The sequence below is a fragment of the Sphingobium sp. AP50 genome (assembly GCF_900109095.1).
Lineage (GTDB): Bacteria > Pseudomonadota > Alphaproteobacteria > Sphingomonadales > Sphingomonadaceae > Sphingobium.
Map to the genome: position 1 here is coordinate 17,247 of NZ_FNYZ01000036.1, position 12,477 is coordinate 29,723.

Genomic DNA, 12,477 nt, shown 5'->3' on the forward strand with positions numbered 1-12,477 from the left:
CGCGATCGCGCGAGCCTTTGCTTCAGCGAAACCTGACTTGCCGCAAGGCGTTGTACTTCGCGCAACCTTGAGGAGAGTGAAATGGCAGTCGATACGCACAAGCTGAAGCAGCATATGTGGGATAAGCTTGAGAAAGGGCCTTTCATCATGATCGGCCTTGCGGACGACGAAAGTCATTCGGAGCCATTGACTGCGCAGCTCGACAAGGATCAGGTCGACACGATCTGGTTCTTCATCGGCAAGGACAACCGTCTTGCAAAAGGTGGCCGGGCGATGGCTCAGTTCGTGTCCAAGGGGCAGGACTTCTTCGCCTGCCTGTCTGGCAGCGTGGTCATCGACAATGACACTGCTATGATCGACAAGCTCTGGTCCAAGCAGGTGGAAGCTTGGTTTCCCGAGGGAAAATCCGATCCCAATCTCGCCCTTCTCCGCTTCGACATCGATGATGCCGAGCTGTGGGAGGCAGACCTGTCGCTGACCGGAAAGCTCAAGATGCTCTTCGGCGGCAAGATCAGGGCGGACGAAGAGGGTAGCCACGCCGTCGTATCGAACACCATCGTCTAATCCGCATAGGGGCACGGCAGCGCAGGGCTGTGCTGCCACGTCCCCCAAAGCAAACATTGTGGGGGCGCGAGCAAGCCAAACCTTCTGATTGACGAGGATAATAAGGGGCACGGCTAGGCAGCGGCCACAAGCTTCTGCCCCGTGGGCCGCAGCCCAATCATCCGGATCATGAGGTCGGCAACTTTCTCGGCAATTGCGCCCGCCATGCCGCCTGCCACGACATCGCCGGGATAATGGGCGCCGCGGGGTATCTGCAAAGCGCCGTTCACCGCTGCGGCCGCCAGCACCGACCCTGTATAGCGAGGATAGTCGCGAGAGAACGCCCGGGCGAGAGCCCAAGCGCTGGCGGTGTGGCCGCTTGGAAAGGAACGCAGCGCTGCAGCACGCGATTTGCCCTTCGCCATATGATAGCGGCCAGACCTCAGCTGCTTGTTCGGCCTCGTCCTGTCGACATTGTTCTTTCCCCATTCCTTGAGTGCGATCGCAAAGAGATGGGCAAGAAGCATCCGGATTGCGGCTCTTTGCAATAGGGGCCTGCGCGCGATTGTCCCGCCGGCAAGCAGGGCAAGCGATAACCCCAGCAGCGGCGGTTCGTCGCCGACATTGCCGAGCTCCCCGATCCATTTTACGGTGGGAGCCTGAAGCACCGGCCGCAGCTTCTCGATGAATTCAACGTCTATCCGCTCGGGCAGCGACAGCTTGGCGATGCGCTGTTTGGGAAGCCGCCTGACCTGTGGCATGATGTCCTCTCCTCAGATATTCCGGTCGATCGCAGCATCCACCATCGCACGGTAAATTGCTCGCGCCTGATCGATGTCACATCCACCCATTTTTGCGCCCGCTCGGGTCATATGCTCGGTCGGTTCAAGCATGCTGATCAGCAGGCCTTTCGCCTCGCGAGCGACGGCCTGCCATTGGGTATCGAAATCAGAATGGTGGTCGTCGGGCGGTACGCCTCGCAATTTACAAATGGTGCGGGCGAGCCGCTCGATCATCTCGCTATCTTCCATGAGACTGAAACGACTGGTCAGCGCTACGGTTTGCCATCAATGCAAAAAAGGCCGGTCAGATGACCGGCGGATAAGTTTTAGGAAAGGATGCCGGAAAGGCACGTCCTCTTTCGCGGCACGACGCAAGCGCCGTAACAGATAGGGCGGTTAACACCGATGCAGGGTTTGCAATCAGGATTTCCCCTGCGGAAGGCCTTCATACCAACTTGCGTATGGCGTGTTCCTGATTAGGTGACGATTGTAATCCGGCGTGCCGTCGTCCCACCAGACCGGCCCGCGCTCGCCAAGCGCCTGCTTCGCCTCGTCCACAGTGGCGCGAGCCTTTTTCTTCGCCTCCATGTCCTGTGTCAGACGCGCGTCGCCCATTTCGCGACGAGCGCGCATCAGCACTTGGACCCAATGCTGGCGTTCTCGGTCTGACAAGGCTGGGTTGCTCATTCGCCATAGGCGCGCTCCCACCACGAAATATCGCCCGTCGGGCGTTACCGGATGGGGCGGTCTATGGTCAGTCTTTGTGCTCAGGCAGGTTCCTTCTCTTCGTACTGGCAAATTTTGCGAGCAGCTTTTCGGACATGGATTGCTCCATCTCTTTCGAGGCGCCCTTGAGTTTGAATTTGGGCTGCTCGCCGCCTGTGGCCACGAGCGCCGCACCTGCGGCTTTCTGTCGAGCTTTCGACTTGGCAGGCATGATCTGCCGTCCTTTGTTGGCGGTGGAGCAGAGCATTGGCGGCCAACAGAACGGCTCTGCAGAGACTAATTTATGTTGCTGGTTGCCAAGTCACCCGCGTTGACATCGTCAGCGCCCGTGCGGTCGGTTTCAAAAAAGCCGGAGGCGAGCGCCAGGGCCAGAACAATCACGATCAAAAGGAGGCTGACCGCCAGAATATTCCGGGTCATGCGTGCTGGCGATCCGCTCCGTACTTGGGTTGTCGACAAATGCGTGACAACCCCGTCCTCTTCGCGGTCCTTGTGCATCATTGCTTCTCCTTATGGCCAAACCATTGTCCCAGGTCTGGGTTCCTTCGCGATGGAGAACGGGGCAGGGAGGCAACTGTTTGGCGAGGATTACCGCTTCATATGGACAATGGGATTTGACGACTACCAGTCGGAAAGCGGACGGCCGGCGGTTGAACAACTGATAACACGTCTGAATATAACATAAGAGGTCACTTGTGCCCGACAAGGCGGTGGGTGTGGCCGATCTAAAATCGAGCTGACTAGAGCAGTTTCCGATCCGATTGCATCGGCTCGCCTGCTCCAAGTTTTTGGTTTACCGCATTTTCCGGGTCAGCAGGTGATTCCACCTGCTTGGAAAACGCTCTAGATCAACTTGTCGAGTGTAATCGGAAGAGAGCGCACACGCTTGCCAGTGGCATTGTAGACGGCATTGGCTATTGCGGCGGCTGTCCCAGTGATCCCGATCTCACCGATACCGCGCGCACCCATGGGCGTGTGCGGGTCGGGAATGTCGGTCCACATCACTTCGATCTTCGGCACGTCCATGTGAACCGGGAGATGATAGTCGGAAAGGCTGGCGTTCATGATCCGCCCCTTACGTTCGTCAAACTGTGCCTCTTCGGTAAGTGCAAGGCCCAGCCCCATGATCATGCCACCGCGAAACTGGCTCGCGGCTGTCTTGGGATTGAGGATGCGGCCGCAGTCGAAGGAACCGAGGAAACGGCGGACGCGCGGTTCGCCGCTGATGGCGTTCACGCGCACTTCGCAGAACATGGCGCCATGGCTGTGCATCGACCAGTGCATGATCTCCAGGGGCATTGCCGGTTTAGCCTCGACCTGAAGCTCTTCGCGCTGCGCTCGGGCAAGGATGGCCGCGTAGCTTTCATGGGCGGCAGGATCGCCGATCTTGCCAAGGCCGCCATCGCGACCCTCGATCTCAGAGGGTTTGAGGCCTGCCAGTGGTGAGGTATTGCCTGCCAGCTTGAGCAATTCGGCGACCATAGCATCGAAGGCCGCGCGCACCGCAGCGCCGACGGCAGCGGTTTGCTGGGAGCCGCCCGCCAATATCGTGCCGGGGAGGGAGGTGTCGCCATAATTCACCGTCACCTGTTCCGAGAACAGGCCGAGCCGGTCCGCCGTAACCTGAGTATGGACTGTCGCTGTCCCCATGCCCATCTCATGCGCGGCGACATCAACGGTGACGTGTCCGTCCCTGCGCAGTGTCAGGCGCGCTGCGCTGCCGGGCATACGGTAATAGGGATAGGTCGCGCCCGCCGCGCCCATGCCTACCAGCCACTCGCCCTCGCGCCGCATCCCCGGCCGGGCATTGCGATCCGCCCATCCGAACCGCTCCGCGCCATCGCGCCATGCCTGGGCGCTGTGGCGGGCAGAAAAGGGGAGGCCATTGACGGGATCCTTTTCCGGCTCGTTGCGCAGGCGCAGTTCTATGGGATCGATCCCCATCCGCTCCGCCAGTTCGTCTATAGCCGATTCCAGCGCGAAGGTTCCGACGGACTCACCCGGCGCGCGCATGAACGTATTGGCCAGCATGTCGAGATCCGCGACCTGCACGTCCAGCTTGATCGCCTCGGCCCCATACATCGACATCGCAGGCAGGATGAACGGTTCGGGCATGGCGTTATGTGTGGTCATGGCGGCATAGCCGGTGTGGATCAGCGCCTTGAACTTGCCGTCGGTATCAGCCCCCAGAGCCACACGCTGTTCCGTATTCGCTCGTCCGCCGACGAGACGATAGACGCCCTCACGCGATAGCATCACGCGCACCGGCCGCTTCGCGAGGCGCGCGGCTGCGGCGGCAAGGATCTGATGCCACCACAGTGTCTTCCCGCCAAAGCCGCCGCCCACATAGGGTGAACTGACATGCACCTGGGATTCGTCCAGCCCGAATATCTGAGCCAGCGTCCATGCCGTATGCGCTACGAACTGTATGGCGTCGTGGAGCCGCAAGTCGTCGCCGTCCCAGACCAGGGTTGCAGCATGTAGCTCAATGGCATTGTGGTTGTGGCGCGGAGTTTCATACAGTGAATCGACGGCGAACGGGGCGGCCGCAAGCGCTTCTTCCGCGTCGCCGATCGCGACCTGCAAAGGCTCGCCCTGAAATTCCACATGGCGGGCGTGTTTCTTCGCTTGCGCAAAGCACGTCTCTGCTGGCTCCTCTACATAGGTCGCGCGGATGAGCGATGCGGCATGCTGGGCCTGTTCATGGGTCTCCGCCAGAACCAGCGCTATGGGCTGACCGTTCCAGTAGATGCACTCGTCCTGCATGACGGGCAGGTCGCTGCCGCCCGCCGCCTTATCGTCCGACAAGAAGACGGGCGTGGGCTTGAGGCGGGGACAATTATGATGGGTCATGACGAGAAGGACGCCGGGGGAAGCTTCGGCTGCAGCGACGTCCAGCGCGGCGATGCGGCCCTTGGGGATGGTGCTGTACGCTAGGGCGGCATATGTCATGTTTTCAATATCGAACTCGGCCGCAAAGCGCGCGTGTCCCTGCACCTTTAGCGGACCGTCGATGCGGGAGAGAGCAGTGCCGATCGAGCCATTTTTGGCGCGCGCGATCAACGGATCGGGCACGCCGCCCGGGATCCAGCGATCAGGAGCGAGGCCAACACCCTTTTTCATGATCGCCTGCATCGCGCTCTTGAAACGGCTCACATCGGCTCTCCTGCCAGTTCGCCCAGCACAGCCGTTACGGTGCGTGCGGCCAACTCGATCTTGAACCCATTGCCGCTGAGCGGTCGGGCGTGCGCCAGTTCCGCCTCGGCCGCCGCGCGAAAACTGGCGGTATTTGCTGGTTGGCCAACAAGGTTATTCTCAGCTATCCTGGCCCGCCATGGCTTGAGCGCTACGCCCCCCAGGGCGACCCGCACGTCACGCACCAAACCATCCTCTACGGCCAGCGCCGCAGCGACAGAGACGAGGGCGAAAGCATAGCTAGAGCGATCGCGGACCTTGCGATAGGTCGAGTTCCAGGAGAAGGGCAAGGGCGGCAGTTCGACGGCGGTGATGAGTTCACCTGGTTCCAGCATCGTCTCGATCTCAGGATGATCGCCCGGCAGGTAATGGAAATCTTCGAGCGGCAGGGTGCGCGCGCCATTTGCGCCCTCCAGATGGACCACAGTGTCGAAAGTGGCGAGAGCAACGCACATGTCAGAAGGGTGGGTGGCGACGCAGGCAGGTGAAGCGCCCAATATCGCATGCATGCGATTGAAGCCGTCCACCGCGTCGCAACCCGAGCCCGGATTCCGCTTGTTGCAGGCGGACCCTTCCAGGTCATAGAAATAGGCACAGCGGGTGCGCTGGAGGATATTGCCCCCAACGGTTGCCATGTTGCGGATCTGAGGCGAAGCACCCGCTACGATGGCGCGGGTGAGGGCAGGGTAACGCGTCCTGACGGACCAGTTCTCCGCTAATGCCGTATTCTTCACGCTCGCGCCGATCAGCAGGCCGCCGTTGGCGCTGTCCTCTATGGTCGTAGAAAGACCGCTGACATCCACCAGGCTGCTGGGCTGTTCGATGGTTTCGCGCATCAGGTCGACGAGATTGGTACCGCCGCCCAGGAAGCGGGCTTGGCTCTCCTGCGCCTGGCGAACCGCTGATGCGTTATCATCGGCGCGCCCATAGCTGAACGGGTTCATTCCGCAGCCTCCTGCTGTTCGTCCTCTGCCCTGCAGTTTTCCGCGATGGCCGCGACGATGCCGTTATAGGCGCCGCAGCGACAGAGGTTGCCGCTCATCCGTTCACGCAGTTCGTCATGATTGAGCGCGATGGTGGCGGTCAGGTCCTGCGTAACATGGCTAGGTACCCCGCGCCGGGCCTCGGCTGACATCCCGATGGCTGAACAGATCTGCCCAGGCGTGCAGTATCCGCACTGGAAGCCGTCATGCTCGATGAAGGCCTGTTGCAACGGATGGAGGCCAGCTTCGCTTTCCAGCCCTTCGATGGTCGTGATCTCCCGCCCTTCATATTGGACCGTCAAAGCCAGACATGACAGGATACGCTCACCGTCGGCCAGAACGGTGCACGCACCGCATGCCCCCTGATCGCATCCCTTCTTGGTGCCGTGCAGGGAAAGATGCTCACGCAGATAATCGAGCAGCGAAACCCTGGCGTCTGTAGGCGCCGGTGCGGCGATGCCGTTGATGGTGATGGACATGGAGCGTGACCTCGCGCTGGGCAGTTCCTTTGTGGAGGAAGTCATCTCCGTACTCCTTGTTCCGCTCCACGCCGGCGCAGCGCGAATATCGAGCCTGTCCGGGTTGCCGTTGCGATGACCGGTTTTGATGCCGATCGGCCTGCGAGACGTACGGGAGGAAACCGGTCGACGCGGCCGGCGTTCCCTTGGCTTGAACGAGGAGAGGCGTATGTCCATGCAAAGTTACAAGCCCACCCTCAAAATGGCCTCAGCGGCCCGCAGGGGCTTGCGCCTGCGCGAAAAGTTCGACCGTGGTGGCACACAGGTGGGCGTTGATCGGGCCCATCAATTGGTTGAGCGCCGCGATCTGACGGCGGCAGACGTGAAATCCATGCACAGCTTCTTCGCGCGCCACGATGTCGACAAGGCAGGCAAGGCGCACAAATGGAATTCGGACAGCGATCCATCGGCGGGATTCATCGCCTGGCTCCTATGGGGCGGCGACGCAGGCAAACAGTGGGCCGACCGCAAGGTTAGGACGATCAACGACGAATAGGAGAGAGACTGTGAAACTCTATTATTCCCCGGGCGCGTGCAGCCTGGCCGATCATATCGCGCTCATCGAAAGCGGCCTGCCGTGGCTATGTCCCCGCCCTGGCGCTGGACGAGGGCGGCGTGCTCACCGAGAACATCGCCATATTGAGCTATATCGCGGATCGGTCGGGCAATCTCATGCCGATCGACGACCGTGCCCGGTTCCGCGTCCTGGAAGCACTGGCCTATATTTCGACCGAGCTGCACAAGAGGTTCAAGCCTTTCTTCATGCCAGACGCCGACGACGACGCCAAATCGGCCGCAAACAACTTGCCAAGCGCTTTGCCCTGATCGATCAGAATCTCGAGGGGCGAGACCATGTGCTCGGCTCGTTCAGCATCGCGAACTGCTATTTGTTCGTCATGCTGTTCTGGGCGAAGACCAAGGTCGGCCTCGACTTGTCGCCCCGCTTGTCGGCCTATTTCGACCGCGTCTCGGCGCGGCCGGGCGTTCGCGCTGCACTGGCAAGCGAGGGGTTGGACTGAGTCCAGGCCTTGTGGTCAGAAGCCTCACAGAAAGCCGTCATCGCGATCGGGTGATCTTTTCGCGCCAACGACTTTGCAAATTTCCGCACGGCTGGTTTCGGCCCTTCCTCATAGGTCGGATAATAGAAGGGCATGGCCAAGAGATCGCTGGCAGTCAGACCTTGCGTAATCGCCCAGGCGAGCAGATGCGCGCTATGTTCGACGGAAGGGCTGACCAACTTGGCAAAGAGCAAGCGGCCCGCCTTCAGACCGACATAGATCCTGCCGATGGCTGCGTTGGTCATACAGACCTTGGTGCGGCCTTTCAGCAGGACCGGGCGCTGCATATCGAGGTTCGTGACGATACCGAAACTGGACGCGCGGCGCGTCGCTTGCGCAGCGGACGCCGCCGCGATCAGCAGTTTCGACGGCATGCAGCCGACCGTTGCGCAGTTGGTCCCTGCAAAAGCTCATCGATAAGCACGGACGCCATGCGCACATGCGGCGCGTTCCGCCGCCAGCGCTGCTGTGCCTGCGCAGAAGATAGCGGCATCACATCGTATTTCGCGTGTCGCGCGCGATTAATCCTTGCGAAGGGCTTCGGGCTTGTGCGCAGCGCGCTTGCCATCTTGCGTCTCCACCAGATATTCAGGATTGGCGGTAGACGCAGCGACCTTATATCCTTTTATCGTAGTTGGTTTCGTGAGCTTGCGAATGACCTTGCCACGCGCCTCCCCGCCGTGGCTCTTCCAGCTAACGGCGGTACCCTTCTTTAAAGATTTGGTCACATTGCTCTCCTCGGCGTCTGTTCAGGACAAACGGTCTCAGGGCAAAGGCGTTCTATGGGGAAGCATTCCGCGCGCCAATTTTCGGGAGGTAGAATATGATGCCGGAGTATGAAGCACGCGCATGATAAAGGGAAACGTCCGCGCTTGAGAGCGAAAAAGAACGGCTTCCTCCTCTGCCACCAACGGCGATTGAACGACTTTTAGGGTCGCCCCGACGATCAGACCATGAGCATTGGGATAGTGGGCCTGCTTGCCGCGTTCATCCTGAACCCCCAGCATGAAAGGAGAGATGTCATGGCACAGACCGACATCGTCACGGACGAAACCAATCGCCTCATCGCCTCGAACAAAGTCGAGGGCACCACCGTCTACAACGCGCAGCGCGAGAAGCTCGGCTCGATCTACAATTTCATGGTCGAAAAGCGCTCGGGCAAGGTTGAATATGCCGTGCTTCAGTTCGGCGGCCTGTTCGGGCTGGGGAGCGATTATTATCCGCTCCCCTGGGACGTGCTGACCTATGACACCGATCAGGGCGGCTATGTCGTCAATCTCGACAAGAGCGTTCTGGAAAATGCGCCTCGCTACGCAAGCGACAGCGAGCCAGCCTATGATCGCGCCTATGGGCGAGAGGTATATAGCTATTACGGGGTCAACTACCCCTACTGATCAGACAGAAGTGGCCGGCCCAGAGGGGCCGGCTATTTCTTTGCACCCTATGACGACTTGTCGCTCAGCGCCTCGCCGCCTTTTTCCTCTTCCAGGAGTATGGCTGCTGAGCCGGCGGCTGAAAGACGAACCTTATTGCCTTCGACGGCAGCCACCAGTCCTCCAGAGAAATAGTGATGGTGATCGGCGTGCGAACCGCTGTCCGCTTTCGTCATCTTGATCCGATCGCCTTCAATCTTGTCGACGGTGCCGATATGGACGCCATCTGCGCCGATGATCTCCATATGCTCCTTGATCTGGCTCAGGTCCGTCATCTCAATTCCTTCCATCGGTTAAAAATTCTGTACTCATCCGTCGGGCCAAATTCGGTTTGGAGGCTCCCGGGGTTGGGTCGTAATGCCCCTTGCTCGCTGGACGAAGCGATCTAGCCGTTCACAATGATCCCGCCATTTGGATGGAGAACCTGTCCGGACATGTAGCTGGAATCCTCGCAGGCGAGGAACAGGAAGGCGGGCGCGACTTCGTTGGGCTGACCCGGCCGACCCATGGGCGTGCTCTCGCCAAAATGCTCCAGCTTCTCCGGCTTTGCGCCACCGCATGGATTGAGCGGGGTCCAGATCGGCCCCGGCGCGACCGCATTCACGCGAATGCCATCGCCAACCAGATTTTCCGATAATGATCGCGTAAAGGCCGTGATCGCACCCTTGGTCGAGCTATAATCCAGCAGGTCCTTGCTGCCCTGGTACATGGTGACGCTCGTGCAGTTGACGATCGCCGCGCCAGCCTTGAGGTGTGGGCGTGCGGCCTGCGTCAGGAAGAACATACCAAAGATATTGGTCTGGAAGGTTCGACGCAGCTGCTCCTCGCTTATGTCTGTGATGTCCTCATCGGGATGCTGCTCGCCGGCATTGTTGACGAGAATGTCGATCCTGCCGAATGCATCGAGCGTCTGGCGTACGATCTCATCGCTAAACTCTTTCTCGCCGATATCGCCGCGGATGGCGATCGCCTTGCGGCCTTCGGCCTCTACGATCCGCTTCGTTTCGGCGGCATCGTCATCTTCGAGCAGATAGATGATGGCTATGTCAGCACCTTCACGGGCATAAAGCGCCGCCACAGCGCGTCCGATGCCGCTGTCGGCGCCGGTTATGATCGCGACCTTGCCCTTTAGACGCTCCGAACCCTTGTAGCGGGGTTGCCATTCGGGCTTTGGCTCGAGTTTGCTCTCATGCCCGGGAAGCGCATCTTCGTGGATCATCTGGACGGTCTCGGTCATGGCGGCATCTCCTTTGAAGGCAGAACCCTTTTCCCGCCGATGAGTTCTCCTGTCTGTAAACGGGTGATCGCATGCCTGCGGCAGCCGACACCAAAGGAGACGATCGATGCCACTCAAGGCCCTGGCTCTCAATTGCACGCTTAAGAGTGACGCGAACGAGGCAAGCTCTACCGACGCGATGATCGCGGTGTTGAAACAGGCATTTTCCGACCGTCAGGTCACGATTACCGAGACGGTGCGGGTGGCGGCGCTCGATATCAAAGCCGGCGTGACATCCGACGAAGGTGACGGCGATGCCTGGCCTGCGCTGCGCAAGAAAATAGTTGCGCACGACATCCTTATTATCGGCGGCCCGATCTGGATGGGGCAGATTTCCAGCGTCGCCAAGCGCGTGCTGGAGCGGATGGATGCATTCCTGTCCGAGACGGATGAGCAGGGAAGGATGCCGAGCTATGGCAAGGTCGCGGTGGCTGCGATTGTTGGCAATGAGGACGGCGCGCACTTCTCATCCGCCCAGCTTTTCCAGGCCTTGAACGACGTAGGCTGGACCATTCCAGCGGTCGCGGCATGCTATTGGGTCGGGGAGGCGATGGGCTCCACGGATTTCAAGGATCTGGCAACGACGCCGGACAAGGTGACGGAAACTGCAAAGATGGTGGCTGGTAACGCCGCCCATCTGGCCGGCTTGCTGCAGAAAAGTCCCTATCCCGGCTAAGTCGAAAACTTAATCATCTTCGGGATAGCGGCATATGACGGAATGGATCACAACCATTGTCGAGCAGATGGGGTATTGGGCCATCGCGCTGCTCATGCTCCTCGAGAATGTCTTTCCTCCCATACCCTCCGAAGTCATCATGCCCCTGGCGGGCTACACTGCAGCTAACGGCGGCCTCAACATCATGCTTGTCATCATGTCTGGCACGATAGGGACGGTAAATGGCGCCGCCTTCTGGTGGTGGTTGGCAAGCAAATGTGGCGAACTTCGATTGAAAAAACTGGCTGACCGCCATGGGCGCTGGCTGACCTTGTCGGCCAGCGATATTGATAAGATCGACGACTGGTTCGATCGACACGGCTCATGGGCTATTCCCGTCGCCCACGTCATTCCCGGTCTGCGCACGCTGATCTCGATTCCGGCAGGCCTGTTCGGCACCACTTTCCCACGGTTTATCATTTTGACTATCTTGGGATCAGCTGTGTGGACCAGTGTCCTTGCAGGCGCCGGATATTTTCTCGGCCGACAATTTTCGGCCGTCGATCACTATCTCGGGCCTGCTGGCCTGGCGATCATGGCGGCAGTCCTGCTATATTACCTCTACCGCGTCATCACCTTTAAGCCGAGTGCCGGAAATGCTTGAGGACGATCTTCCCGTCACCCTCATGAGGCTCGGGCTCGCAACGTTTCTGGGCCTCGTTCTGGGGTTCGAACGCGAACGCCACGGCCATGACGCAGGCCTGCGGACACATGGTCTTGTTGCGCTGAGCTCAGGCATGCTCACCTTGTCTGCCCTCGAACTTGTGGAGCAGCATGGAGAGGGCGACCCTGTCCGTGTCATACAAGGGCTTGCCCAGGCTATCGGCTTTATCGCCGGGGCCTGATCTTTGTGCGCGGCGGTGATGTGCGCAACATGACAACCGCCGCCAGTCTCTGGATGGCAGCGGCCGTGGGCATAACGGCCGGTGCTGGGCAATATATTCTGGTCTTGGCCGGCACGGGCCTTGCTCTCTTGCTGCTAGTCGCTGCCAGCCTCGTTGAACGCATATTGCCAAAAAATGATAGTTTGCGAGATAGTGAGAAAACGGTGCAAATGCCGAATCGGCGTGGCTCTGCTGCACCGCCGCCTCCGCCCGCTCAGCTTAGCGAAGACGAAAAATAGAAATAGCTCCAAGAGCATTTCAGCAGGCTTATACCAACCTCCAATGATCCTGACTCACGTTGGGGATTCCCAAAGCGATGAATGTCTGAATCTATGGGTGCCGGTTGGAGGGCATTGCCATGGGT

General features: G+C 59.8%; 18 protein-coding genes and 1 pseudogene. 7 read left to right on the top strand and 12 right to left on the bottom strand.

What is annotated here, in order from left to right; genetic code table 11:
- Positions 1-81: 81 nt before the first annotated feature.
- A complete protein-coding gene (locus tag BMY84_RS27730; protein WP_093088303.1) occupies positions 82-564 on the top strand; it encodes a pyridoxamine 5'-phosphate oxidase family protein in 483 nt (160 codons plus the stop codon).
- A 113-nt stretch (positions 565-677) separates the two neighbouring features.
- On the opposite strand, the gene BMY84_RS27735 is transcribed toward BMY84_RS27730, so the two are convergent.
- From BMY84_RS27735 to BMY84_RS27770, 8 genes are all read right to left on the bottom strand, one after another.
- The gene (locus tag BMY84_RS27735) at positions 678-1,304 is read right to left on the bottom strand and encodes a phosphatase PAP2 family protein (protein ID WP_093088305.1); all 627 of its coding nucleotides are present in this window, start codon (positions 1,302-1,304) and stop codon (positions 678-680) included.
- A 12-nt stretch (positions 1,305-1,316) separates the two neighbouring features.
- Positions 1,317-1,559: a hypothetical protein gene (locus BMY84_RS27740; protein WP_143075199.1), complete on the bottom strand. Its 243-nt coding sequence runs from the start codon at positions 1,557-1,559 to the stop codon at positions 1,317-1,319.
- A gap of 186 nt (positions 1,560-1,745) precedes the next feature.
- A complete protein-coding gene (locus BMY84_RS27745; RefSeq protein WP_371262462.1) occupies positions 1,746-1,997 on the bottom strand; it encodes a hypothetical protein in 252 nt (83 codons plus the stop codon).
- An 82-nt stretch (positions 1,998-2,079) separates the two neighbouring features.
- On the bottom strand, positions 2,080-2,262 hold the full coding sequence (locus BMY84_RS27750; protein WP_093088309.1) for a DUF3008 family protein: 183 nt from the start codon (positions 2,260-2,262) through the stop codon (positions 2,080-2,082).
- A 65-nt stretch (positions 2,263-2,327) separates the two neighbouring features.
- Positions 2,328-2,552 carry a hypothetical protein gene (locus BMY84_RS27755; protein ID WP_093088310.1) on the bottom strand — a complete coding sequence of 75 codons (225 nt, stop codon included), beginning with the start codon at positions 2,550-2,552 and terminating at the stop codon, positions 2,328-2,330.
- 342 nt (positions 2,553-2,894) lie between these two features.
- On the bottom strand, positions 2,895-5,186 hold the full coding sequence (locus tag BMY84_RS27760; RefSeq protein ID WP_218147058.1) for a xanthine dehydrogenase family protein molybdopterin-binding subunit: 2,292 nt from the start codon (positions 5,184-5,186) through the stop codon (positions 2,895-2,897).
- Between the two features lie 17 nt (positions 5,187-5,203).
- Positions 5,204-6,190, bottom strand: coding sequence for an FAD binding domain-containing protein (locus tag BMY84_RS27765; RefSeq protein WP_093088312.1), 987 nt, complete (start codon positions 6,188-6,190; stop codon positions 5,204-5,206).
- The gene (locus BMY84_RS27770) at positions 6,187-6,708 is read right to left on the bottom strand and encodes a 2Fe-2S iron-sulfur cluster-binding protein (RefSeq protein WP_093088313.1); all 522 of its coding nucleotides are present in this window, start codon (positions 6,706-6,708) and stop codon (positions 6,187-6,189) included. Before BMY84_RS27770 ends, BMY84_RS27765 begins: the two co-directional genes overlap by 4 nt.
- Positions 6,709-6,835: 127 nt before the next feature.
- On the opposite strand from BMY84_RS27770, the gene BMY84_RS27775 reads away from it, so the two are divergent.
- Both BMY84_RS27775 and BMY84_RS30715 read left to right on the top strand, forming a co-directional pair.
- Positions 6,836-7,243, top strand: coding sequence for a hypothetical protein (locus tag BMY84_RS27775; RefSeq protein ID WP_218147057.1), 408 nt, complete (start codon positions 6,836-6,838; stop codon positions 7,241-7,243).
- Between the two features lie 119 nt (positions 7,244-7,362).
- A complete protein-coding gene (locus tag BMY84_RS30715; RefSeq protein WP_256215488.1) occupies positions 7,363-7,572 on the top strand; it encodes a hypothetical protein in 210 nt (69 codons plus the stop codon).
- 127 nt (positions 7,573-7,699) lie between these two features.
- Here the strand turns inward: BMY84_RS30715 and BMY84_RS27785 are convergent, their stop codons facing one another.
- On the bottom strand, positions 7,700-8,179 hold the full coding sequence (locus tag BMY84_RS27785; RefSeq protein ID WP_093088316.1) for a hypothetical protein: 480 nt from the start codon (positions 8,177-8,179) through the stop codon (positions 7,700-7,702).
- A gap of 147 nt (positions 8,180-8,326) precedes the next feature.
- A complete protein-coding gene (locus tag BMY84_RS27790; RefSeq protein WP_093088318.1) occupies positions 8,327-8,533 on the bottom strand; it encodes a hypervirulence associated TUDOR domain-containing protein in 207 nt (68 codons plus the stop codon).
- A 294-nt stretch (positions 8,534-8,827) separates the two neighbouring features.
- Between BMY84_RS27790 and BMY84_RS27795 the strand changes: the two genes are divergently transcribed.
- Complete coding sequence (locus BMY84_RS27795) at positions 8,828-9,199, top strand: PRC-barrel domain-containing protein (RefSeq protein ID WP_093088319.1); 372 nt, start codon at positions 8,828-8,830, stop codon at positions 9,197-9,199.
- Positions 9,200-9,246: 47 nt separating this feature from the next.
- Here BMY84_RS27795 and BMY84_RS27800 read toward each other — a convergent pair whose 3' ends face one another.
- Positions 9,247-9,513, bottom strand: coding sequence for a DUF2171 domain-containing protein (locus BMY84_RS27800; RefSeq protein ID WP_093088321.1), 267 nt, complete (start codon positions 9,511-9,513; stop codon positions 9,247-9,249).
- Between the two features lie 110 nt (positions 9,514-9,623).
- The gene (locus BMY84_RS27805; protein ID WP_093088322.1) at positions 9,624-10,475 is read right to left on the bottom strand and encodes a glucose 1-dehydrogenase; all 852 of its coding nucleotides are present in this window, start codon (positions 10,473-10,475) and stop codon (positions 9,624-9,626) included.
- Positions 10,476-10,581: 106 nt separating this feature from the next.
- On the opposite strand from BMY84_RS27805, the gene BMY84_RS27810 reads away from it, so the two are divergent.
- From BMY84_RS27810 to BMY84_RS30965, 3 genes and pseudogenes are all read left to right on the top strand, one after another.
- Complete coding sequence (locus BMY84_RS27810) at positions 10,582-11,190, top strand: flavodoxin family protein (protein ID WP_093088324.1); 609 nt, start codon at positions 10,582-10,584, stop codon at positions 11,188-11,190.
- 34 nt (positions 11,191-11,224) lie between these two features.
- Complete coding sequence (locus tag BMY84_RS27815) at positions 11,225-11,833, top strand: DedA family protein (RefSeq protein ID WP_093088325.1); 609 nt, start codon at positions 11,225-11,227, stop codon at positions 11,831-11,833.
- A 22-nt stretch (positions 11,834-11,855) separates the two neighbouring features.
- A pseudogene (locus BMY84_RS30965) lies at positions 11,856-12,352 on the top strand (MgtC/SapB family protein).
- Positions 12,353-12,477 lie beyond the last annotated feature (125 nt).

Bases quoted from the DNA above. Each gene is read 5' to 3' on its own strand.
- BMY84_RS27730 (WP_093088303.1), top strand. From the start codon at position 82: ATGGCAGTCGATACGCACAAGCTGAAGCAGCATATGTGGGATAAGCTT.
- BMY84_RS27735 (WP_093088305.1), bottom strand. From the start codon at position 1,304: ATGCCACAGGTCAGGCGGCTTCCCAAACAGCGCATCGCCAAGCTGTCG.
- BMY84_RS27740 (WP_143075199.1), bottom strand. From the start codon at position 1,559: ATGATCGAGCGGCTCGCCCGCACCATTTGTAAATTGCGAGGCGTACCG.
- BMY84_RS27750 (WP_093088309.1), bottom strand. From the start codon at position 2,262: ATGCCTGCCAAGTCGAAAGCTCGACAGAAAGCCGCAGGTGCGGCGCTC.
- BMY84_RS27755 (WP_093088310.1), bottom strand. From the start codon at position 2,552: ATGATGCACAAGGACCGCGAAGAGGACGGGGTTGTCACGCATTTGTCG.
- BMY84_RS27760 (WP_218147058.1), bottom strand. From the start codon at position 5,186: ATGCAGGCGATCATGAAAAAGGGTGTTGGCCTCGCTCCTGATCGCTGG.
- BMY84_RS27765 (WP_093088312.1), bottom strand. From the start codon at position 6,190: ATGAACCCGTTCAGCTATGGGCGCGCCGATGATAACGCATCAGCGGTT.
- BMY84_RS27770 (WP_093088313.1), bottom strand. From the start codon at position 6,708: ATGTCCATCACCATCAACGGCATCGCCGCACCGGCGCCTACAGACGCC.
- BMY84_RS27775 (WP_218147057.1), top strand. From the start codon at position 6,836: ATGCCGATCGGCCTGCGAGACGTACGGGAGGAAACCGGTCGACGCGGC.
- BMY84_RS27785 (WP_093088316.1), bottom strand. From the start codon at position 8,179: ATGCCGTCGAAACTGCTGATCGCGGCGGCGTCCGCTGCGCAAGCGACG.
- BMY84_RS27795 (WP_093088319.1), top strand. From the start codon at position 8,828: ATGGCACAGACCGACATCGTCACGGACGAAACCAATCGCCTCATCGCC.
- BMY84_RS27800 (WP_093088321.1), bottom strand. From the start codon at position 9,513: ATGACGGACCTGAGCCAGATCAAGGAGCATATGGAGATCATCGGCGCA.
- BMY84_RS27805 (WP_093088322.1), bottom strand. From the start codon at position 10,475: ATGACCGAGACCGTCCAGATGATCCACGAAGATGCGCTTCCCGGGCAT.
- BMY84_RS27810 (WP_093088324.1), top strand. From the start codon at position 10,582: ATGCCACTCAAGGCCCTGGCTCTCAATTGCACGCTTAAGAGTGACGCG.
- BMY84_RS27815 (WP_093088325.1), top strand. From the start codon at position 11,225: ATGACGGAATGGATCACAACCATTGTCGAGCAGATGGGGTATTGGGCC.